The sequence below is a fragment of the Ruegeria sp. O4 genome (assembly GCF_056535125.1).
The window spans coordinates 23,054-45,430 of sequence record NZ_JBQERO010000002.1; the positions used below are offsets into that span (position 1 = coordinate 23,054).

20 protein-coding genes and 1 tRNA gene are annotated in these 22,377 nt (G+C 57.6%); 6 read left to right on the plus strand and 15 right to left on the minus strand.

Features of this window, described 5'->3' with window-relative positions; all coding sequences use genetic code 11:
• Positions 1-795: an N-formylglutamate amidohydrolase gene (locus ACR0J7_RS04310; RefSeq protein ID WP_480492630.1), complete on the minus strand. Its 795-nt coding sequence runs from the start codon at positions 793-795 to the stop codon at positions 1-3.
• A gap of 94 nt (positions 796-889) precedes the next feature.
• Between ACR0J7_RS04310 and ACR0J7_RS04315 the strand changes: the two genes are divergently transcribed.
• From ACR0J7_RS04315 to ACR0J7_RS04335, 5 genes are all read left to right on the plus strand, one after another.
• Positions 890-1,762 carry a MurR/RpiR family transcriptional regulator gene (locus ACR0J7_RS04315; protein WP_480482048.1) on the plus strand — a complete coding sequence of 291 codons (873 nt, stop codon included), beginning with the start codon at positions 890-892 and terminating at the stop codon, positions 1,760-1,762.
• Positions 1,763-1,865: 103 nt separating this feature from the next.
• A tRNA-Gly gene (locus ACR0J7_RS04320) sits at positions 1,866-1,939 on the plus strand.
• A gap of 127 nt (positions 1,940-2,066) precedes the next feature.
• A complete protein-coding gene (locus ACR0J7_RS04325) occupies positions 2,067-3,887 on the plus strand; it encodes an ABC transporter transmembrane domain-containing protein (protein WP_480869714.1) in 1,821 nt (606 codons plus the stop codon).
• Between the two features lie 159 nt (positions 3,888-4,046).
• A complete protein-coding gene (locus ACR0J7_RS04330) occupies positions 4,047-5,936 on the plus strand; it encodes an acyl-CoA synthetase (protein WP_480913401.1) in 1,890 nt (629 codons plus the stop codon).
• 12 nt (positions 5,937-5,948) lie between these two features.
• A complete protein-coding gene (locus ACR0J7_RS04335) occupies positions 5,949-6,872 on the plus strand; it encodes an alpha/beta hydrolase (RefSeq protein WP_480913403.1) in 924 nt (307 codons plus the stop codon).
• Between the two features lie 10 nt (positions 6,873-6,882).
• Here ACR0J7_RS04335 and ACR0J7_RS04340 read toward each other — a convergent pair whose 3' ends face one another.
• The 14 genes from ACR0J7_RS04340 to ACR0J7_RS04405 form a co-directional block, all read right to left on the minus strand.
• Entirely contained in the window at positions 6,883-7,719 is an 837-nt protein-coding gene (locus tag ACR0J7_RS04340) for an alkaline phosphatase family protein (protein ID WP_267364868.1), read from the minus strand.
• A gap of 156 nt (positions 7,720-7,875) precedes the next feature.
• Entirely contained in the window at positions 7,876-9,513 is a 1,638-nt protein-coding gene (locus ACR0J7_RS04345; RefSeq protein ID WP_480506186.1) for an ABC transporter ATP-binding protein, read from the minus strand.
• Positions 9,510-10,325, minus strand: coding sequence for an ABC transporter permease (locus tag ACR0J7_RS04350; protein WP_209504928.1), 816 nt, complete (start codon positions 10,323-10,325; stop codon positions 9,510-9,512). The genes ACR0J7_RS04345 and ACR0J7_RS04350 overlap by 4 nt, the downstream gene beginning before the upstream one ends.
• Positions 10,325-11,281 (minus strand): ABC transporter permease, encoded by a 957-nt coding sequence (locus ACR0J7_RS04355; RefSeq protein WP_209504642.1) that lies wholly within the window; start codon positions 11,279-11,281, stop codon positions 10,325-10,327. Before ACR0J7_RS04355 ends, ACR0J7_RS04350 begins: the two co-directional genes overlap by 1 nt.
• 15 nt (positions 11,282-11,296) lie before the next feature.
• A complete protein-coding gene (locus ACR0J7_RS04360) occupies positions 11,297-12,883 on the minus strand; it encodes an ABC transporter substrate-binding protein (protein ID WP_480482037.1) in 1,587 nt (528 codons plus the stop codon).
• 234 nt (positions 12,884-13,117) lie between these two features.
• Entirely contained in the window at positions 13,118-14,221 is a 1,104-nt protein-coding gene (locus ACR0J7_RS04365; protein ID WP_480913404.1) for a glycerate kinase type-2 family protein, read from the minus strand.
• Positions 14,221-14,658: a D-aminoacyl-tRNA deacylase gene (gene dtd, locus ACR0J7_RS04370; protein WP_480475727.1), complete on the minus strand. Its 438-nt coding sequence runs from the start codon at positions 14,656-14,658 to the stop codon at positions 14,221-14,223. Before dtd ends, ACR0J7_RS04365 begins: the two co-directional genes overlap by 1 nt.
• A 41-nt stretch (positions 14,659-14,699) precedes the next feature.
• The gene (locus ACR0J7_RS04375; RefSeq protein WP_480913406.1) at positions 14,700-15,368 is read right to left on the minus strand and encodes a nitroreductase; all 669 of its coding nucleotides are present in this window, start codon (positions 15,366-15,368) and stop codon (positions 14,700-14,702) included.
• Between the two features lie 65 nt (positions 15,369-15,433).
• On the minus strand, positions 15,434-16,537 hold the full coding sequence (locus tag ACR0J7_RS04380) for a TFIIB-type zinc finger domain-containing protein (RefSeq protein ID WP_480506191.1): 1,104 nt from the start codon (positions 16,535-16,537) through the stop codon (positions 15,434-15,436).
• A 47-nt stretch (positions 16,538-16,584) separates the two neighbouring features.
• The gene (locus ACR0J7_RS04385; protein ID WP_480506192.1) at positions 16,585-17,730 is read right to left on the minus strand and encodes an SPFH domain-containing protein; all 1,146 of its coding nucleotides are present in this window, start codon (positions 17,728-17,730) and stop codon (positions 16,585-16,587) included.
• Between the two features lie 22 nt (positions 17,731-17,752).
• Positions 17,753-18,673, minus strand: coding sequence for a DUF2927 domain-containing protein (locus ACR0J7_RS04390; protein WP_480482348.1), 921 nt, complete (start codon positions 18,671-18,673; stop codon positions 17,753-17,755).
• Positions 18,674-18,722: 49 nt separating this feature from the next.
• Positions 18,723-19,913, minus strand: coding sequence for a toxic anion resistance protein (locus ACR0J7_RS04395; RefSeq protein ID WP_480582816.1), 1,191 nt, complete (start codon positions 19,911-19,913; stop codon positions 18,723-18,725).
• A 30-nt stretch (positions 19,914-19,943) separates the two neighbouring features.
• A complete protein-coding gene (locus ACR0J7_RS04400) occupies positions 19,944-20,858 on the minus strand; it encodes a 5-bromo-4-chloroindolyl phosphate hydrolysis family protein (protein ID WP_480909997.1) in 915 nt (304 codons plus the stop codon).
• A 175-nt stretch (positions 20,859-21,033) separates the two neighbouring features.
• Positions 21,034-21,912, minus strand: coding sequence for a pseudouridine synthase (locus ACR0J7_RS04405; protein WP_480913408.1), 879 nt, complete (start codon positions 21,910-21,912; stop codon positions 21,034-21,036).
• Between ACR0J7_RS04405 and ACR0J7_RS04410 the strand changes: the two genes are divergently transcribed.
• Positions 21,911-22,369, plus strand: a complete 459-nt coding sequence (locus tag ACR0J7_RS04410) for a nucleoside deaminase (protein WP_480913410.1) — start codon at positions 21,911-21,913, stop codon at positions 22,367-22,369. The two genes, ACR0J7_RS04405 and ACR0J7_RS04410, sit on opposite strands and share 2 nt — an antisense overlap.
• The last annotated feature ends 8 nt before the right edge of the window (positions 22,370-22,377 follow it).

The window sequence follows — 22,377 nt, forward strand, 5'->3', positions numbered from 1 at the left end:
TCATTGTTTCGCCTCTGTGTGCGAATACGCATCAATTACCGTTTGCAGGATCGGCGTCAGGATCCCGGCAATGCGGTCGACTCCCGTTGGAGTGTCGATGAGATCGTTTCGAACCTCGACCATGACATTCGGAAGCCCCCGACTGATCGCATGTTCCTGCAATGTATGCGTGACGCCATCCGTGGCAGAGTAAGGTTCGTTCAACGCGGCTTTCAGACCCGAGCCCTTGGCACAGCGCAGCATAAGTTGGGCCGCCCTGTCGTCTTCGTCATGAAGAATGCCCAGTTCGACTGATCGGGTCTTTCCATTGTAGACGGGCGTGAAGCTGTGCATCGTGACTACGACAGGCGGCCGCTCCCGTGCGTCCAGAGTAGACGACAACAGTTGTTTGAACGGCTCATAAACCTCGCGGATCCTTTGGGCACGTTGAGCGTCCGTCAGGCTTTCGTTGCCGGGGATGGAAAACACTTCGCTTACCTGCGGCATTGCATCTGCACGTTCAGGTGAGCGGTTGCAGTCGTAAACAAGTCGGCTGATGCAGGAATGAACCAGCGGCGCGTCCAAGGCCTTCGTCAGTTCGACCGAAAGCGCCAATGCGCCAATATCCCATGCTGCATGAGACAATGCTGCGTCCTCAGTCAGGCCCAATCCGTTCAATGACGCTGGGATGAATCGGCTAGCATGTTCGCATACCAAAACGCACTGCGCCCGGCCGTTGGCATTCTGCGCGCGGGCTGCTGGAGCTTCGGTTGGTAGTAGCATTGGTGTCTCGGAATCGTGGTGCATAAGAAGCATTTGTTACAGCAACCTCAGACCTGTCAAGAAAATTACTGTAGACAAAATTACAAACAATCATATCCTGTAAAAAATTTGAGAAATGAAGGTGCCGATGGCCACCGTTGCGAAACTTGTCAAACAGCGGATACAGGAAGAGCTTGACGATCTGACACGGTCAGAACGGCAGCTGGCCTCGGTACTTTTGCAGGATTATCCAATGACCGGCTTGCAATCGATCACCAAGCTGGCCGCTGCCGCGCAGGTCTCGACCCCGACGGTCATACGTATGGCACGCAAGCTGGGTTTCGACGGTTTTCCCGCCCTGCAGGACGCCCTGCGAGAAGAGGTGGCGGCACAGATCAAAAAGCCGATCTCGAAACGGGATGCCTGGGTTGTGGATGACGCGGCGGAGCATCCCACAACGCGGTTTGCGCAGGCTGTTTGGACAAATATGCGCCACACGCTGGAACGTCTGGACAAAGAGATGTTCGACACCGTTGCCCAGCTTCTGGCAAATACGGATCGCCATCTTTACGTCGTGGGCGGGCGTATCACGCGTTCAAATGCGGACTATCTGTTCAATCACATGCAGATTATTCGACCCAATGTGACGATGCTGGGCAATTCGGCAAACGTTTGGCCGCAGTACCTGCTTGATATGGATGAAACCTCGGTTCTGGTGATTTTTGATATCCGCCGATACGAGGCCTATCTCGAGAAATTGGCGCAGGTCGCATCAAGCCGCGGTGTGACGGTTATCCTGTTCACCGACCAATGGGGATCACCGATAGGCAAGACCGCCAACTACACCTTTCACGCACTGGTCGAGGCGCCATCCAGCTGGGATTCAACAATAGCGCTACAGCTGATATCGGAGACCCTGATCGCTGAAGTGCAAGAGGCACGGTGGGAAGAAAGCAAGGAACGCATCGAGGAACTTGAGCGGTTTTTCTCCTCGACGCGGATATTCCGCAGTCACGATTGAAGGCCGTACATCCACCGGGAAATATCACGGTTTTGGTCGCGCGAATTTTCACACTTCCCGCTTGACGCGCCCCGGCGCATGACTTAACCAGCGCAAACCATTTGCGGGTATAGCTTAATGGTAAAGCCCCTGCCTTCCAAGCAGGCTATGTCGGTTCGATTCCGTCTACCCGCTCCAATCCCCACTGATTTCTGCGTCAAATGGCCCTTATGGTTGGCTGTTTCTGGCAGGAATGCTTGACCGGAACGGCGGCTGGGGCCAAGAAAGCGTTCACTTTGTAGCGTTCAATACACAAGGGCCGGACATGGCAAGACAGACCGCCAATAAACCAGCACAATCAGCGGCTCCTGGCGCTAGCGAAGAGCGGGCCCGCTCAAGGAAGATCGGGGTGCTGCGGTCGCTCTGGCCTTTCATGAAACCCTACAGGCTATTGATGATCGGGGCGACACTGGCGCTGATCCTGACAGCCAGCATGACGCTGACCCTGCCATTGGCCGTGCGACGCGTTGTCGACAATTTCCGCATTCAGGACGGTGAATTGCTGGACTGGTACTTTTTGGCAGCGTTGGGCATTGCCGCTGTTCTGGCTGCGGGAACCGGTATCAGATATGCGTTGGTCACACGGTTGGGGGAACGTGTGGTTGCTGACATCCGCAAGGCTGTATTTGATCGCGTGATCGGCATGAGCCCCGAATTCTACGAACGTATTATGACCGGTGAAGTGCTGAGCAGGATTACCACCGACACGACCCTCATCCAATCGGTTCTAGGCTCATCTGTTTCCATCGCGCTGCGCAATATGCTGATGTTTATCGGCGGGCTGGTTCTGATGCTGTTGACCTCGGCCAAGCTGACCGGGCTTGTCTTGCTGCTTATCCCCGTGGTGGTGGTGCCGATATTGATTCTGGGTCGGCGTCTGCGCGTGATCAGCCGCGAAAACCAGGATTGGATTGCGGCGTCATCCGGAAACGCGGGCGAGGCATTGGGGGCGGTACAGACGGTGCAGGCCTTTACCCACGAACAAGCCAGCCGCCAGCAATTCGATGAGATGACCGAGATGTCCTATACTGTTTCACTGCGTCGGATTCAGACCCGTGCAGTGCTGACGGTGATTGTGATCTTTCTGGTATTTTCAGGTATCGTCGGCGTTCTGTGGATGGGTGCAAATGACGTGCGCAACGGTGTGATGACCGAAGGCGTTTTGATTCAATTCGTGATCTACTCGATCATCATGGCGGGTTCTGTTGCGGCCCTGTCCGAGATTTGGAGCGAGCTTCAGCGCGCAGCCGGAGCCACCGAGCGTCTTGTCGAATTGCTGAATGCCGAAGATACGGTTTCGGACCCCGTTAACCCCGCTCCTTTGCCAAAGGACGTCCGAGGCGAAATCCGGTTCGAAGATGTCAGTTTTCGCTATCCCGCGCGCCCTGATACAATCGCGCTGGATCACTTGTCGCTTCAGGTAAACCCGGGCGAGACCGTTGCCTTTGTCGGGCCGTCAGGGGCGGGCAAGACGACGATCATTCAATTGATTCAACGGTTCTATGACCCAAATTCGGGCCGGGTGATGTTGGATGGCCATGATCTGCGGGAATTGGATCGCACAGATTTCCGGAAGTATATGTCTTTGGTGCCGCAGGATCCGGTGATCTTTGCCGCCTCAGCCCGCGAAAACATTCGCTTCGGTCGTCTGGACGCAACGGATGCCGAAGTAGAAGCCGCAGCCCGTGCCGCCATCGCACATGATTTCATTGCCGCCTTGCCCGATGGGTATGACAGTTTTGTCGGCGAACGCGGTGTCATGCTGTCGGGTGGGCAAAAACAGCGTATCGCAATCGCTCGCGCCATTTTACGCGACGCACCTGTGCTGCTGCTGGACGAGGCGACCTCGGCCCTTGATGCGGAGAGTGAGCGTGCGGTGCAGGGCGCCGTGGATCAGATGCGTGCCGGCCGCACGACCCTGATTGTTGCGCACAGATTGGCGACCGTAAAGAAAGCCGACCGTATTGTCGTGCTGGAAGAAGGCCGTATCGTGGCGCAGGGCAGTCATGATGATCTGGTGTCCCAAGATGGGCTATATGCACGCCTTGCACGACTGCAGTTCACAGATGGCGTTGCGGCAGAATAGGAGTGACGCGCGGGCATTTGTCAATTCGCCGTAGCGTCATTCTACATTTTACCCCCTTTGAAGGCTAAGGCCTCGCTTGCGCGAGGGTTGTTTTGCTTCCATCTTGGTTGCGAACAACAAGCTCGTGCAAAAACACGGGAGAAAAACGGGAGGAACCACATGGCCTTTGTGGGATTGGAAGACAAGACGCGCATGGAACAGGAAATGTCGTGGGAGGATCGGGATCTGCCTGTCACCTTCCATCAGCTCCTGTCGCGCACGGCGGGGAAGTTCCCGAACCACAATGCCATCAGTTTTCAGCTTTTTTCTGGCCCCAATGACAAAGCCGAAACCCTGACCTGGTCTGAACTCCTGGGCAAGGTCAATCAGGCGGCAAACCTGTTTCGTTCGCTGGGTGTGGGCGAAAAAGACGTGGTGGCCTATGTGCTGCCAAACTGTAACGAAACACTGATTACCATGATGGGCGGTGCAGTTGCGGGGATTGTGAACCCGATCAATCCGCTGCTGGAGCCCGAGCAGATTGCGGCGATCCTGCGTGAGACAGGCGCCAAAGTGGTTGTTACATTGAAGTCTTTCCCGAAAACGGATGTTGCCCAGAAGGTGGAAGAGGCGGTGCGCCACGCGCCCAAAGTCAACACCATTCTGGAAATTGACCTGAATCGGTACCTGACGCCGCCCAAATCGTGGCTGGTTCCCTTCCTGCGCCCCAAGATGGGCGAAAAGGAAAAACTGGCACATGCGGACTACAAGAGTTTCAACAAGGAACTCGCTAAGCAACCAACGACGCTGACATTCGAGGACAGCAAGGACGATCGCGTTGCTTGTTTCTTCCACACTGGTGGGACCACCGGGATGCCCAAGGTGGCGCAGCATAAATACTCGGGCCTGATCTACAACGGCTGGCTGGGCAAAACACTGTTGTTTGACGAGAATGACGTCATCATGTGCCCGCTGCCGATGTTCCACGTCTTTGCAGTGCATGTGATCGTTATGGCCGCCGTGTCGTCGGGTGCGCATGTGATATTCCCGACACCTGCAGGTTATCGCGGTGACGGTGTATTCGACAATTTCTGGAAGCTGATCGAGCGCTGGAAGGTGAGCTTTATCATCACTGTTCCAACCGCGATATCAGCCAAGATGCAACGCCCGGTGGACGCAGATATCTCAAGTGTGAAAACCGCCTTTTCGGGTTCGGCGCCGCTGCCGGTGGAGTTGTTCCGCCGCTTCGAAGAGGCGACGGGCGTCACCATCGTCGAAGGCTACGGCCTGACCGAGGCCACCTGTCTGGTCTCGTGCAACCCCGTGGATGGCGAGAAAAAGATCGGTTCGATCGGTATTCCGTTCCCCTATACGGATGTCAAAATCCTGCTGGATGGGCCGGATGGGCCGACAGAGTGCGGCACTGATCAGATTGGTGAGATCTGCATCTCGAACCCCGGTGTGTACGCAGGCAACACGTATACTGAGGCCGACAAGAACATTGGTCTTTATCACTTTGACAAATACCTGCGTACGGGCGATCTGGGACGGTTTGACGAAGACGGCTACCTTTGGATCACCGGTCGCGCCAAGGACCTGATCATTCGCGGTGGTCACAATATCGATCCTGCTGAAATCGAAGAGGCGCTGCTGGGTCATAATGCAGTTGCCTTCGCGGGGGCGATCGGTCAGCCGGACGCGCATTCGGGCGAAGTGCCCTGTGCCTTTGTTGAATTGGTCGATGGGGCTTCGGTCACTGAAAATGAGCTGCTGGAGTATTGCAAGGTTCACGTGCATGAGCGTGCCGCGCAACCCAAGCATATAACCATTCTTGACGAGTTGCCGAAAACTGCCGTCGGCAAGGTGTTCAAGCCGGACCTGCGCAAACAGGCCATCACCCGCATTTACAACGGTGCTCTTGACGCTGCGGGGCTTGCTGCGCGGGTTGTTCTGGTGATCGACGATAAAAAGCGTGGCCTTGTCGCGCAGCTTGACGCGAACGGATCTTCGGAAGACGATGTCTCGAAAGTGCTGGGCGCATATACCCGGCCCTGGGAGTGGTCCAAATAAGCCGGAGGAACAATGGACTATGAACGCCTGATCGACGAAGAAACCTGGGCGTTCATACGCCGCACGGCCGAAAGCTATCCGGATGATGCGGTCGATTTGTCCATCGAGGACCAGCGTCGGGTCTATGTCACGATGTGCAAGCAGTTTCGCCAACCGCGCCCTGCCGGTGTCGAAACCCAGGACCTGTACGCCGATGGCGTGCCGGTCCGCCACTATACCGCCGGGCATCCGACCCGAACGGTTGTCTATTTTCATGGTGGTGGCTTTGTCGTTGGCGGGTTGGACAGCCACGATGATGTCTGTGCCGAATTTTGTGCGCAGACGGGATACCGCGTCGTTTCAGTTGACTACAGGCTGTGCCCTGAACATGTGCATCCGGCGCAGTTCCGAGATTGCTGGACGGCTGTGAAATGGGCGGCGACAGAGTATGGCGACCCGCTTGTCCTGGCCGGGGATAGTGCGGGAGGAAATCTGGCAGCAGCTATCGCCCACCATGCGCGCGGGCGGCTGGACAATATACTGGGGCAGGTGCTGATCTACCCCGGTTTTGGCGGAGACCAATCGCGCGGTTCATATCTTGAGCACGCCCATGCTCCTTTACTGACACTGGACGATATTAAATTCTACGAAACCGTCCGATACGCAGGTACCCCGCCTCAGGGCGATCCGACTTACGCGCCCTTACAGGACAATGATTTCTCGGAACTGCCGCCTACTGTTGTGATTACCGCTGATTGTGATCCGCTCCGTGATGACGGGAAGGTCTATTGCGAGCGGATCAGTGCAGCTGGTGGTCTGGCCCATTGGATCAACGAACCTGGCCTTGTCCATGGGTACCTGCGCGCGCGAACCTCGGTAAAGCGCGCAGCAGACAGTTTCGAACGGATTTCGATCGCAATCGAAGCGCTTGGGCAAGAAATCTGGCCCTACGACTGACGCCAGCCAGTTACTTCAGGAAAGGCTTAGCCTTCATCGTCTCTGCGAGGGGCGCACCCAAACGGTTCAGAATGGTCGGGGCCAATTGGACCTGATCTATCACGGTTTCAGCGTCAGGCCCGTCGGCATCACCGAAGTAATACAGCGCGGTTTCCTGTTGCAGTGGGCTGCGCCCACCGTGGTGTCCGCGCTCGTCCTGACCGTGATCGGCGGTGACGATCACCTCATACCCTAGTTGGCGCCAGCGTGGGATGAACGGGGCCAGCATCTCGTCTGCAACAAAACAGGCATGATCCATTTCCTCGCAGTCGTGATAGAAACGGTGACCCATGCTGTCCAGTGTGCAGGTGTGCAGGATGCCATAGTCCAACCCAAAGCGCAGACACAGATTGGTCAGGGTCGCAAACAGATCGACGTCGGACGGGGTCATCTGATTGTCTTTGCCGTAACCGGTCATGCTGTGAAAGCGACCGTGATTGATGGTCTGGCTCTCTGGCTCGTCATATTCGACGTCGCGGACATAGTCGAACGGGTGGCGGTTGAAGAACTGCGACCAAAAACTGTGCGTTACTGCCCCTGTCACGCCGCCGGCCTCACGTACCTGGCTAAAGATATCCTTGTGGCTCAGGCGAAAAACGTTGCCGTTTCCGGTGCAGCCGTGTTCTTGCGGGGTTACGCCCGTATGGATCGATGCATAGCAACTGGCCGAAGTTGAAGGCAGCACCGCGCGGTGCTTCCACACCCGAGCTTCGCCGCTGTCGACCCAGCCTTCGAGGTTGCCGAACAGGCGGCGGAAATTCCGGTATGGTACTCCGTCCAGGATGATCAATAGTAGTTTACGGTCCATGGTTCGGCCTTTTGATCTGAGTATTTCATGCGGACGATACGCGAGTTGAAACCATGCGCCTGCCAAATCGCGTCCCAAATAATAAATTCCCGACGTCAACCAAGATGCAAAACGCCGGGAATCCATTTCTTCAAAGTGATGTTACAGGCGCAGAGATCAGTTCCCCGCGCTTTCCATTTTGCGATGGGCAACGACCTCTTCCAGCCAGCCCAGATGCATCTCGGGCACCGAGCTCAGCAGAAGGTCTGTATAGTCGTCGAATGGCGGGCTGAGCACCTGGCTCTTTGGGCCATAGCGCGCCACGCGTCCCTGATACATCACCGCAATGCTGTCGCTGATCGCCCGAACCGTCGCCAGATCGTGGGTGATAAACAGGTAGGCCACATCCTCGATCTTCTGCAAATCCAGCAGCAGCTTGAGGATACCGTCCGCCACAAGCGGGTCGAGTGCCGATGTCACCTCGTCACAAATGATCATCTTGGGCTTGGCCGCCAAAGACCGCGCGATACACACGCGTTGCTTCTGGCCACCGGACAACTCGGCTGGGTAACGGTCGATGAACTTCTCGCCCAACTCGATCTCGTCCAGCAACTCGACAACCCGTTTGCGTTTTTCGGCACCGCGCATGTTGAAGTAGAACTCCAGCGGGCGCCCGATGATCGTGCCGACGGTCTGGCGCGGGTTCATTGCCACGTCAGCCATCTGATAGATCATCTGCAACTCGCGCAGGTCCTCGCGGGATCGTCCGGCAAGATCAGGCGAAAGCTTGCGTCCGGCAAACGTAATCTCGCCATCGCGCGGCGGCAACAGGCCGGTGATCACCCGGGCGAGTGTCGACTTACCAGAACCGGATTCGCCCACAACTGCCAGCGTCTGCCCCGGATGAAGCTCGACATTGACGTTGTGCAGCACGTCGAAATTCAATCCCTTGTAGCGCGCGGTGATACCGTCAACGCTCAACAGTGGTTCCGCTGTGGGCTGTTTTTCTTCGTGCTCGATCGAACGGACCGAGACCAGAGCTTGCGTGTACTCTTCCTGCGGGTTGTTGATGATCTGATCGGTTGACCCGTATTCAACCGTATTTCCCATCCGCAGAACCATGATTTCGTCGCTGACCTGCGCCACGACCGCAAGGTCGTGCGTGATGTAAAGAGCAGCAACACCGGTATCGCGAATGGCTTCTTTGATCGCCATCAGCACGTCGATCTGCGTGGTCACGTCCAGCGCCGTGGTAGGTTCATCGAACACCACCAGATCGGGTTCGGGGCACAGCGCCAGCGCAGTCATGCATCGCTGCAACTGTCCGCCTGAAACCTGGTGCGGGTAGCGGTCACCGATATTATCCGGGTCGGGTAGGCCTAGTTTGGCGAACAGTTCCCGCGCGCGGCCTTCGGCCTCTCTTCGCGAAAACTTCTTGTGCTCGACCGCAGCTTCGACAACCTGATCCATGATCTTCTTGGCCGGGTTGAACGACGCGGCAGCGGATTGCGACACATACGCAACCTCACCCCCGCGCAGGTTGCGGATATCGCCATGTGACGATTTCAGGATATCGCGCCCATTTACCCAAACCTCGCCGCCGGTGATTTCAACACCACCCCGGCCATAGGCCATGGAAGCGAGGCCGATGGTGGACTTACCGGCACCGGATTCTCCGATCAGCCCCAGCACCTTGCCGCGTTCGAGGTCAAAACTGACCCCGTGCACGATTTCGATGTCATGGGGTTTTTCACCCGGTGGATAGACCGTTGCACCGATCTTGAGGTCACGGACCTTGAGAAGGGTATCACTCATCCCCGGCCTCCTTTCAGCGATGTGGTTCGGTTCAGGATCCAGTCAGCCACAAGGTTGACCGAGATCGCGAGCGTCGCGATGGCAACAGCCGGGTACAAAGCTGCGCCAATGCCATACACGATGCCATCCTTGTTCTCTTTCACGATGCCGCCCCAGTCGGCCAGCGGGGGCTGGACGCCCAGCCCCAGAAACGAAAGGGTCGAGATGAAGAGGACCATAAAGATGAACCGCAGCCCGAACTCGGCCACCAGCGGTGACAGGGCGTTCGGCAGGATTTCACGGAAGATGATCCAGGCACGGCCTTCGCCGCGCAATTTGGCGGCCTCGACATAATCCATCACGTTGATGTCGACAGCAACCGATCGCGACAGGCGATACGGGCGTGTCGCGTCCAGAAGCCCCATCACCAGGATCAGGATCGGAACCGTCACCGGGACGATGGCCAGAATGACCAGCGCCAGGATCAGCGTCGGGATCGACATGACCAGATCAACTGCCCGGCTGAGCACCTGATCGGCCCAACCGCCCAGAACCGCAGCCAGCAAACCCAGCGACGTGCCGGTTACAAAGCTGAGGATCGTAGCCGCAGCAGCAATGAAGATGGTGGTGCGCCCGCCATAGATCATGCGTGTCAGTAGATCCCGACCGATATTGTCGGTGCCCAACAGGTGTTCGGCGCTTGATGGCTCCCACACATCGCCAACCACTTCGGCCATACCGTATGGTGCAATCAAAGGTGCGGCCAAGGCGACAAAGAAATAGAGACCTGTGAAAAACAGACCGATCATCGCCGAAATTGGAATATTCTTCATCATTTCGGATGCCTCAGTCTTGGGTTGGCCAGGATCGATACGATATCGGCCACCATGTTCAGCCCGATATAGACGGCGGCAAAGACCACACCACACGCCAGCACGACCGGCACGTCACGCTTGGTCACCGAGTCCACCAGGTATTGTCCCATGCCGGGATAAACGAACACCACTTCGACTACGACAACACCCACAACCAGATAGGCCAGGTTTAGCATCACCACGTTTACAATGGGCGAGATCGCGTTCGGAAAGGCGTGTCGCGCAATGACCTGAAAGTTTGACAACCCCTTCAGTTCCGCCGTTTCGATATAGGCCGACTGCATCAGGTTGAGGATCGCCGCGCGGGTCATGCGCATCATCTGCGCCAAGACCACCAGCGTCAGCACGAAAGCGGGCAACGCGATCGCATTGAGTTTTTGCCCGAATGACATCGAGTCGTTGATCATCGCAAGCGAGGAAAACCAGCCCAGCTTTACCGAGACATAGTAGATCACCACGTAGCCGATCAGAAACTCTGGTATCGACACTGTCGTAAGCGTGATGGCAGAGATCAGCTTGTCCGGCCAGCGGTTGCGGTAGCGGACTGCCAGCAGGCCCAGAAAGATGGCAAGGGGAACCGAAACCACGGCCGCGGCGCATGCCAGAAACAATGTGTTGCCCAACCGTTTGCCAATGCTTTCAGCAATGTCGAGCTTGTTGGTCAGGGACTGACCCAGATCACCCTGAACGATACCGCCCAGCCATTCGAAATAGCGGGTCAGGGCAGGCCGGTTCAGGCCCATTTCTTCGCGAAGGTTTGCAAGGGCCTCTGGGGTTGCGGACTGCCCCAGGACGGCTTGCGCTGCGTCTCCGGGAAGGGCTTCGGTCAGGCCAAAAATCAGAGCCGAAGCGCCAAACAGCAATAGGAGTCCCAGCGCAAGGCGCTGGGAAACCAGTTTGATGATAGGATGCATGATCCGTGGCCCGTTTTAGACGAACCACATTTTGCGGGACATGTTGCCGTTCATCATCTCTTGGTTCGGGTCTGATTCCCAACCATCCAGCTGATTACTGACGCCTTCAACAAAGTTGTTGAACATCGGGCAAATCAAGCCGCCTTCGTCGCGGACCATACGGCCCATCTGGCTATAGATGCCTTTGCGCTTTTCTGCATCCAGTTCTGCACGCGCCGAAAACAACAGATCGTCAAAGGCCTGAACTTTGAAACGAGTGTCGTTCCAATCCGCAGTTGACAGGTAAGCGGTAGTATACATCTGGTCTTGTACAGGGCGACCACCCCAGTACGACGCACAGAAGGGCTGGACGTTCCAGACTTCGGACCAGTAGCCATCGTTGGGCTCACGTTTGATTTCCAGCGGGATACCAGCCTGAGCGGCCGTCTGCTGGAACAGAGCTGCGGCGTCGACAGCACCTGGGAAGGCACCATCTGCAACACGCAGGATAATCGGCGAGCCATCATGGCCAGACTTTTTGTAGTGCTCGGCCGCCTTTTCGACACTGAACTCGCGCTGCTCGATTGTTTCGTCAAACAGTGGGTAGGCCGCGTTGATCGGCATATCATTACCGATCGAACCGTAGCCTCGCAGAACCTTGTCTACCAGGTCAGCCCGATTGATGGCGTATTTCAGCGCGGTGCGCAGTTCATTGTTATCAAACGGTGCCGTGTCGCAATGCATGATGAAGACATAGTGACCGCGACCAGCGGTAGAATGTACGGTCAGGTTGGGTGCGCGGCCCAACAGGTCGGCAACTTTGGGTTCCACGCGGTTGACCGCGTGGACCTGTCCGGATTGCAGGGCAGCGGTACGCGCAGTTGCGTCGTTGATGACGATGACTTCGACACTGTCGAAATTGCCGTAATCGCTGTTCCAGTGGTTTTCGTTCTTTGTAAACAAGTGACGCACACCGGGTTCGTCAACTTCCAATTTGTACGGTCCAGTCCCGATACCTGCCCCCGGATTATCCATACCGCCATCAGGCTGAATGATCAGGTGGTAATCGGCCATCAGATAGGGCAGGTCGGCGTTTGGCTCGGTCAGGGTGACCTGGAAGTTGTCGCCGTCAGCTTTCATTGACTCAATGCCCTTCATGATGCCCAGGGCACCGGACTTGGAGTCTTCGTTCGAGTGGCGCTGCATGGTTTTCAGCACGTCTTCGCTGGTCATAGTCTTGCCGTTGTGGAATTCGACACCCTGACGCAGCTTGAAAGTCCAAACCTTAGCGTCGGCGCTGCCTTCAACGCTTTCCGCCAGACGCGGCTCGATCGAGCCGTCTGGTGCAACTTCAACAAGCTGGTCACCAAACTGTTTGCCGTTCTGGAAGGGAACCGAGCTTGCGTAGGTCGCTGGGTCCAGAGAGTTAGTGGATTCACCACCCTGAAGACCAAATTTCAAATCACCGCCCTTTTTCGGCCCAGCAGCCCGAGCGGCGTCCGCGAACATTGTGCTGGCCATCGCAGCCGAAACACCCAGAGCCGCGGCTTTCCCCATGAATTCGCGGCGGGTCATTTTTCCGGCTGTGACCTGACCGGCCATATGCGTGATTTGTTCGTTCATCGATTATTCTCCCTATCGAGTGGTTTTAACCCTTTTCGGGTTTTTGTTGACGCATGAGTCAACGTTGGCTTATTTCGGCGGACCGGGCAAGGGTATTTCTCCTAGATGCCGAAGGCCGAAGCGCAAGTAACCTTGTTTGGCGCGATGCCCTTTCCACAAGAATACTATGATACAATTCTGTTTCAGGCCAGTTTCCGAGCCTTTGCGGTACGGCGCGGTGCGATATGCGTCAATTCATCCACGTATTGCGACAACCAGGTCCATGACATTGGTGCCGGTTGGCCCGGTTGTCAGCAAGGCTTGGGCTTTTTCCAGAAACGATCCGCTGTCAGCATTTCGAAGGGCGGTTATCCCGCTTTCGCTCCATGTTGCGCCGGTAATGATTCCCCCTGCCGCATTGGTCGGCCCGTCTGTGCCGTCCGTGCCGCCGACAACAACTGTAAGGTTTGGCTGCCCGGCAATCTCCTGTGCCAGTGCAAGTGCCAGCGCCTGGTTTCGCCCACCGCGCCCAGGGTGATCGGGCAAGACCACTGTCGGCTCTCCGCCGAAGACCATCACGCCCTTTTCCATGCCGCGCAGCAGTTGGCCGAGATGTGCGGCAACCTTCAGATAGTCGTCATGCAGCGCCTCTTCATCGGCCCAAACCTTTAGCCCAGCCGCTTCGGCGGCTTGTACAACCGCACTGCGGGCATGGGCGTTCGAGGCCACGATCCGCGTGACGGCCTCAAATGTGTGGCTGGAAGGCAAAGCGCCGATACCCGATCCAATGACATTGAGGTCGTCGCCCGGTACATCCGAGATGGCCAGAACGGTCGCGCGCGCGCCCGCAAAGTGCGACAGTAACCCCCCGCCTTTGATGCGGGACAGCTTGCGCCGCTCGGCGTTCATCGCACCGATATCCATCCCCTCTGAAAGCAACTTGCGGTTCAATGCTTCGAGATCGCTCAGTGATTTTCCGGGCAAAAGGTCTTCGGCCAGCGAAGATGCGCCACCCGACACCAGAAGCAGCACATGTGATCCGGGGTCCATCTGTTCCAGCGCCTTACGCAGAGCACGCCCGCCTTCAAGGCTGCGGTTGTCCGGAACCGGGTGCGAAGCTTCGATCACCTCGACAGTGTCCGGCAAGTCACGGCCGTGATCGTCCTTGGTCACAACAAGCGTGGGAACCGTGCCGAACCGCGCCAAGGCCGCCCGTGCCATGGCGGCGGCGGGCTTGCCTACGGCCAGAATACGGTCCGGTTTCGGGATGTCGTGCAGGGCGGCCTCGGTGGCGGTGTATCCGTCAACGGCCTCAACCCCGGCGCGCCAAAGTTGAACGGCTTGCTTTTCAGTATCCATCAAGTCTCCACCCAGATTGTGACCGGTCCGTCGTTGACAAGTTCAACGGCCATGTCGGCCCCGAATTGTCCAGTTTCCACCGCTACACCTTGCGCAGCAAGGTAGTTTGCGAAGGTGTTATACAGATGCTCGCCAAGTTCGGGCGGTGCTGCAGTTGAAAACCCCGGCCTGTTACCGCTTGTTGTATCTGCCGCCAGTGTAAACTGGCTGATCACCAAGGCTGACCCTTTTACATCCAGAAGCGAGCGGTTCATCTTGCCCGCATCGTCCTTGAAAATCCTGAGTCTGGCGGTTTTCCGGGCCAGTTTTTCAGCCTGGGCTTCATCGTCCCCCTGCATGGCGCAGACAAGAATCAAAAGCCCCGGACCGGATGCGCCAATGACATTGCCATCGACCGATACTTTGGCTTGCGAAACTCTTTGCAGCAATGCGCGCACGCGGTTCCCCCCCTTGGCGATTATCTTGCCTGAGCGATGGTTTAGACGCGCCAGTCGACAAAGTCACCCAGCACGGCACGATCTGTACGAAAGTTATTTGCGGGGTGCTTTCCGTCCGAATACCCAAAGGAAATCGCGCACAGGATCAGGCGGTCTTCCGAGATCCGAAAATATCTGTGCAGGAACGGGCCATACGCGGCTAATGCGGCCTGAGGAATGGTTGCCACACCCAACGCCTGCGCTGCCAACGAAAAAGCCGTAACAAACCCTCCGCAATCCATTGCGCCATATGGCCCAAGTTCCGCCGGGCTTGAGACGATGGCGCAATGCGGTGCATCGAACAGAGCGAAATTGCGCATCATTTGTCGGGCCGATCCTGCCCGGTCCCCGCGTTCCACACCGACGGCTTCATAGAGCGCCCAACCGCACGCGCGGCGGCGGTCTTGATAGACGCCGGAGTATGACGCGGGAAACGGAAGATCGGGGGCCGGTACGCCTGTTTCAGCTTCGTTTTGCATCGCAGCACGGAACCTGTCGGTCTCTGCGCCGCTTGTGATTACCAATTGCCACGGCTGCGCGTTACACCAGCTTGGGACCCGGGCCGCGCTGGCCACGATTTGTTCGATCTGCTCGTTTGGTACAGGGTCGGGCAGGAAGGCCCGGCAGGAATGGCGATTTTTCAGAAGGTTATTCAGTTCTGCAAATGACACGGGCGCCTCGTTTCTACGTCTCGACACTTAGGATGATCATGCCACGCCAGATGTACAAGAGACCGCTATTGCTGCCCGTTGGCTGCCAGATACCCGACAACCCCGGCTACGAGCAGGCCCAGAATAACGGCAATCGTGATCTTGATGGCTGACCAGGGGCGTTCCCCCTGAACCCGCCCGGTTCGGCCGTTCACCACAAATCGATAGGTTTGCCCGCGATATTTGTATGCCGCCAGCCAGATCGGTAGCAGAATATGCTTGAACGTGACGTCTCGTACCTCGGTGTCTACCGTGTGGATACGCTGCTTGTCGCCCCCAATATCGAAACGAACATCCCGTTCGATCACGCGCGCCATGTGCGCGCGGGCCTCGCTGTAGCCCTCTTTCAATTCGACCGTATACGCTTCGGCGCGAAACCCGGCGAGGTATTCTGGCTGGTAAGGCTCCAGCGCAGGCAGATCCCAAGGCTGCAGCGCGTCGGTGTAAGCCTTGGGCAGCGACTGCGAGGCCAGCACCAGGACGTCATCAAAAAACCGCGCAACACGACCCGATTTGGGTGACCAGCGCACCTTTGGAACCTGCTGCTGAACCCGTTTACCGTCCCGCATCACTGTGTGGGTTTCATAATAGATCACGCCGCGCTCACCACGGTAGGCGGACTTGGTGTCGGCATCAAAGGTCCAGTACGGAACATAGATGCCCTGCATCTTGCGGCCCTTGCGGGCATAGTCCTTCAACCCGTTTGGCGCGAACCATAACCGACCCAGCCAATCGCTCATCGCCTTGTGCGCCTCGCGCTCGTCGAAAGCAAAAGGCAGAACACCCTTTGGCTTGATATGCCGGTTCACGCCGGTGTCAGTTACCACCGGCGTGGCACAGAACGGGCATTCCGCAGCGTGCGTGTTGGGGTCGAATTCAACCTGCGCCGCGCAGTTCGGGCAGGACAGAACGCGCGTCTGTTCCAGCTCGCTGTCAGGCAGACGGTCCGCAATGGCCGCGTCAAAATCCAGTTCGCGCAGGCTGGCACCTTGCCATGGGCCCGATCCGATTGGTTCCGAATGACCACAATGATCACATGTCAGCGTACCATTGCTAGGGCTGAACCGATAATCCGCACCGCATTGCTGGCAGGGAAAGCGGTGCTCTGCAAGGTCAGGGGCGTTTGTCATACGTTACCCAATAGTGTCAGGTCAGATGGAGGAGTCTTGCGCTTCGGTCAGGCCCCCGGCGGCGGTGGCGGCAGAATGGTGAACAGTTGCGCCAGTTCCTGCACGTCACCGGCCTTTTTCCAGCCGTCCTGGCCCGCGGTCCAAACAAAGGTGTCGCGCGTCAGATCACCCTCGCTGGCCATTCGGCCCATCCTGGCTTTGGAGTATGGGCCGCTGGTCTGCCCATCCACGGCGATATGCCAAACATGCTCGACCGGCGGCGGCGGCGGGGCCGCATGAGTTGACGGTCGTGGGGCAGCGGGGGCGGGCGATCCCCACGGGCCGCTTGGCTGGGCCGCTGCCATGTTTGACATCTGCTGTGCCATCGCCATGCCCATTCCCATGCCAAGACCTGCGCCCATGCCACCGCCTTGGCTGGGGTTGCTGGCCGCAGCCGTCATTGCCTCTGCTGCGGAATACTGTGTGAATTTGCCCAGATCTCCGGCCAATCCCATCGAGGTCCGCTTGTCCAATGCGGCCTCGACCGCCGGAGGAAGCGAAATATTCTCGATGTAGAATTCCGGCATCTCCAGCCCATAGCCTTCCAACACCGGGGAAACTTCAGCCGCGATCAATTTGCCCAGATCAGCCGTGTTCGCCGCCATGTCCAATACAGGAATACCTGACCCCGAAATAACGCGGCTGAACTCCTGCACGATGATGTTGCGGACCTGAAAGCTGATCTCGCTCATGGTGAATTCGCCGTCGGTTCCGACGATTTCCACAAGGAACCTGGCCGGGTCTTTGACCCGAACGGTATAGGTACCATAGGCGCGTATGCGTGTCGGCCCGAACTCGGGGTCGCGCAGCATGATCGGGTTCTTGGTCCCCCATTTCAGGTCGTTGAACCGGGTCGTATTGACGAAGTAGATCTCGGACTTGAACGGCGACTGAAAGCCATGATCCCAGTGCTGCAACGTGGTCAGGATCGGCATGTTGTTGGTCTCTAGCATATAGAGACCTGGCGTGAACACATCCGCCAACTGCCCTTCATGCACAAATACGGCCGCCTGACCTTCGCGCACAGTCAGCTTGGCACCGTATTTGATTTCATGGCCTTCACGCTCGAACCGCCAGACCATGGTGTCGCGAGTGTCGTCAACCCAATGGATGACGTCAATGAATTCTCCGGTCAGAAAATCGAATATTCCCATTTGGGTTCTCCTGTCCTTGGTGTCAGAGCGGTTGCCCCATCATTTCCCGGGCTATGACATGCACGATGGGGCGGGCCTGATCGACTGTCACGCCGGGCTCCAGCCGCTTGTCATAAAGCATTGTCAGCAGTTTTTCGTCATGGCTCGTCAGCAGGGCAAACTCGTCATCATCATTGAAGATCGATGGGCGCGCTGCCGGGCTGTCGTTCGACAATCCCAGTCCCTGTGCGATTTCTTCGTGGATACAGCTGCGGCGGACCAGATCGGTCAGCTCGGCCCGGATCAACGCAACGGCGCGCACATATTTGTACGGAGACGCCGTTGTCGCCGAGGCAAAAACAAAACAATCGAAATTCGATCTCGGATTTGCGACCAGATCAAGCGAAGCCTGACTGATATTCGGGATCAGCTGTTTCAGTCGGGACACCACATAGGTGCTGTCGTCCTTGCCCGCGAAGAAGACGTGGAAGTTAGCGTTTCGGGAGACCACGGAAATCGGATGATCCGTCAGCCTCGCCAGGCGCGAGGCAAAGGATTGAACCCGTTCCGCATCTTGTTCCCGAACAGCGGGCAGCACGGAAGGCCCAAACTCAGTCTGGATGCGCACCGGCCCCGACCACCGGCTGAGTTGCCCGTCTGTCTGGCGGGAACCGATGGAAACGTTTTGGGTCGGATATTCGCTGTAGAACGCAATCGCTTCGAAATTTCGCGCCAGATCCTGGGCGTCATAAGGCGTATCGGGGCCGCCCCCGTCTGTCCGCAATAACCCCCGGACCAGAAGGTCGCGTTCGACACGCTGGTAAAACCGCGCCAGATCCTGACTTGCGGCAGATGGCGGTACATAGGCATTCGCCGCAACAGAAACAGGCGCCGGGCGCGCTTGTGGTGCAATCGAGGATGTCAGTGTTTCATCGCAATTGGCCAAAGCCAAAAACGCCGCCATCCCCAACCCCAGTTTCAGATATGTAATATCCCGCACGCCCAGTTCAGCCTCAGCCGGGGACAGCGGTTCCGGCGTTGTCGCCGGTCCCGTCTCGTCGCGCCTTGGCGGATGCCAGAGTGTCGCGCAGTTCCGCCTCCATCTTCTGCAACTCGGCCTCGGCGGCAGCACGTTTGGCTTTTCCTTCATCCGCAATGGCAAGGCTTTCGTTGATGGTACCGATCAGGTCTGCGTTGGCCTTTTTGACCGCTTCGATATCGAACACGCCGCGTTCCATTTCCTCGCGGATCATCTTGTTCGACTGGCGCAGATTGGCAGCATTCGAAGTCAAAAGCTCGTTGGTCAAATCGTTGGCGTCGCGCACCGCGGCGGCAGCTTCGGCGCTGCGCTGAATGGTGACGGCCTGTGCCAGTTGCGTTTCCCACAGCGGCACGGTGTTCACCAGCGTCGAGTTGATCTTTGTGACCAGCGACTTGTCGTTCTCCTGCACCAGCCGGATCGACGGCAGCGACTGCATCGTGACCTGACGCGTCAGTTTCAGATCGTGCACGCGGCGCTCCAGATCGTCACGCGCGGCGCGCATGTCACGCAGTTCCTGCGCTTTCATCACCTGTTCTTCTTCTGGCGCGGCCTGAACGGCGGCTTCCCTTTCGGGGATGTCATGGCTGTCCAACTCGGTCAGCTTTTCTTCACCCGCCGCGATATACAGCGCCAGTTCATCGTAAAAACCCAGAGTTTTCTCGTACAGCAGGTCCAGCGATTTGATGTCCTTGAGCAGTGTATGTTCATGTCCCAGAAGATCGTCGGTTATGCGGTCGATCTGCTCCTGAACTTCTTCAAACTGAGCGGTAAATTTCGCAAATGGTGCGGCTCTGCCCAGCAGCCTTTCCCACCAGCTGCGCTCGCGGCGCACGTCCAGCTCACTGACCGAAAATCCGCGGATCGTGGTCACGATATTGCGCAGGCTGTCTCCTGCCGGGCCAACATCCTTGTTGCGCACATCCGCAAGCATGGCCTGACTGATTTCCTGCAATTCGGCCTGAGCGGAAGACCCGAAAGCAACAATCGAGTTGGTGTTGCCCATGTCAATCTCGTCCATGCGCTTGCGGATCTCGGCACTCACGGGTTCATCGGCTTCTTCAAGCGAGATAACCTCGGCCTTTGGTTCGGGCAGGGCAACTGCGGTGACTTCCTGCACCAGTGTTTCGGCCTGAGCCGCCTTGTTCTTGATCTCATCGGACATGGGGATGTTCCTCGCTCAAATAATGGCCGGTCAGTCCAACCGGACGCCTTCGCGCTGCAATCTTTCGCGCAGCACGTCGATTTCGACCGTCAGATCACTGCGGTCATCCAATAGCATTTTCCGCGTACGCGCGGCGAAATTCTGTTCCAGATCATCCAGTAGCGCGACGTAGTCTGTCATCGCCTGCGCATCGCGGGTCCGGGCATAGACATCGGCGAACTTGACAGTCGCATCACGCGCGCCCTGTAGATAAACCGTCATGTATTTTCGCGCGCCAGCCAGATCGCGGGGGTCTTCCTCGACCGTTCGAAAAAGGTCACGTGCGGTGTCCTGAAACCGTTCCAAACGGGCTTCGATCCGGCGATCACCCGCGCGTTTGATGGCGTCCGTCATCTCGGAAAGACGGTTTTCCGCATCCTCAACGACCCGGGCAACGCGATCTTGCTGAAAGGTGTCAATTCCTTCCATGCCCTTGTCCTTCATCGGATCAAACCCGAAGGAGGCCGAGTGCAGCACGGTTGCTGCAGCGCCGAACAAGACAGGGGCAAGCAGGCTGACTTGCGACGCCGTTTCCGCATTCAGAAACTCGGTCCGGTAGGACGCAAGAGCGGCGCCCAGACCTGTCAGAAGGCTGGCAAAGATTTTACGGGGAAACGCAGGCCGGCGGGCAGCCTTACGGGCGTTAAACGCGGCTTCGGCCCGCAGACCTTCCCGCAGTAAAAACGCAGCTGCCGTCAGCAGGCCAGCTGCGATCAGACCAATGGTCATGCCTATCGCGCCGTCGTTCAGCGACAGAAACACCAATGGGATGGCCGGTATGAACAGGACATTGGCACGCGCGCCCGCAGGTTCGACCCGCGCGCCATCGAATTGCCCACGGGGCTGAAGAGTGTCGCCGGACGTATCATCCTGAGGGCTGTATTTGCCGCCAAATCGCTTTGCCATGCGTTACAAGCCCCCAAGCACGCCTGTGCACACGCCAAACAAAAGCACCAGCAATACGGCGTAGGCGAATTTTTGCACTCCGCTTCCGGACATCACGCTCCCCAAATAGCAGCAATCACAGAAAATTTAGGGGATACGCAGGCTTGGCGCTAGGGGGAAGGTTGCCGAACCTGCATCACTTGCGGGGATTCTTGCCGATGGGCGGGCGTTTTCTTTGTGGTCGCGTCGGGCGTTTGGGGGGCGCTTCGGGTTTGGCATCCGAATCCAGCCCAAGTTGATCGCGCATAACGCGGCGGCGGATTTCTTCGACTTCTCCCGGCTTCAGATTGCCCAATTGGAACGGGCCGTAAGAAACCCGCAACAAACGGTTCACATTAAAACCGATATCTTCCATGGCCCGACGGATTTCTCGGTTCTTTCCTTCGCGCAGACCGATGGTCAGCCAGGCATTGGCCCCTTGCTGGCGATCCAGCGTGACGGTCATCGGCTGGAACCGCTCTCCCTCAATCACCAGACCTTTGCGCAGCGGTTCGAAATCTTCGTCTTTCGGGCGGCCGTTTACCCGCACACGGTATTTGCGCAACCAGCCGGTCGCGGGCAGTTCGAGCTTGCGCTTGATAGCACCGTCATTAGTCAGCAGCAGCAGACCTTCGGAATTCAGGTCAAGCCGACCAACACTCATCACCCGCGGCATGTCTTCGGGCAGCTTGTCGAAAATCGTATCGCGCCCTTTTTCGTCGCGGGTTGTCGTAACCAGCCCAGCAGGCTTGTGATACAGCCACAAACGCGAGGGTTCCGGTTCCGAGACCGGTTTGCCGTCGACAATGATCTTGTCTTTCGCCGTCACGTTCAGGGCGGGGCTGTCGATGGTCTTGCCATTCACAGCCACGCGGCCAGCTTCGATCATGCGCTCGGCCTCGCGCCGCGACGCGACGCCAGCGCGGGCCAGGACTTTGGCGATCCGGTCGCCGGGAGGAGGGGTCTTGTTCATGTCTGGGCCATACCCTATCCCGCGCGCTTGCGAAAGGCAGGTTTCTGATGCAGTCAGGGGCATGATGTTCAAATCGCATATGGAACAGGCACTGAGTGAGGCGCGCGCTGCAGCGGATCGCGGCGAAGTGCCCGTTGGCGCGGTCATTGTCGGGCCGGACGGCTCTGTTGTGGCGCAGGCAGGAAACCGGACGCGTGAGTTGAACGACCCAACGGCGCATGCAGAAATCCTGGCTTTGCGCGCGGCCTGTGCCCATGCTGGATCTGAAAGACTGCCCGGACATGATATCTATGTCACACTGGAACCCTGCGCCATGTGCGCAGCGGCCCTGGCGGCCGCGCGTATCCGGCGCGTTTATTACGGGGCTTCCGATCCCAAATCCGGCGGCGTGGCCCATGGCGCGAGGGTTTTTTCCCACCCGCAAGCGCATCACAAGCCCGAGGTCTATGACGGCATAGCCGCCAAAGAATGTGAAACCCTGCTGCTGGATTTTTTCGCGGAAAAACGAATAGAAAAATGACCGTGATC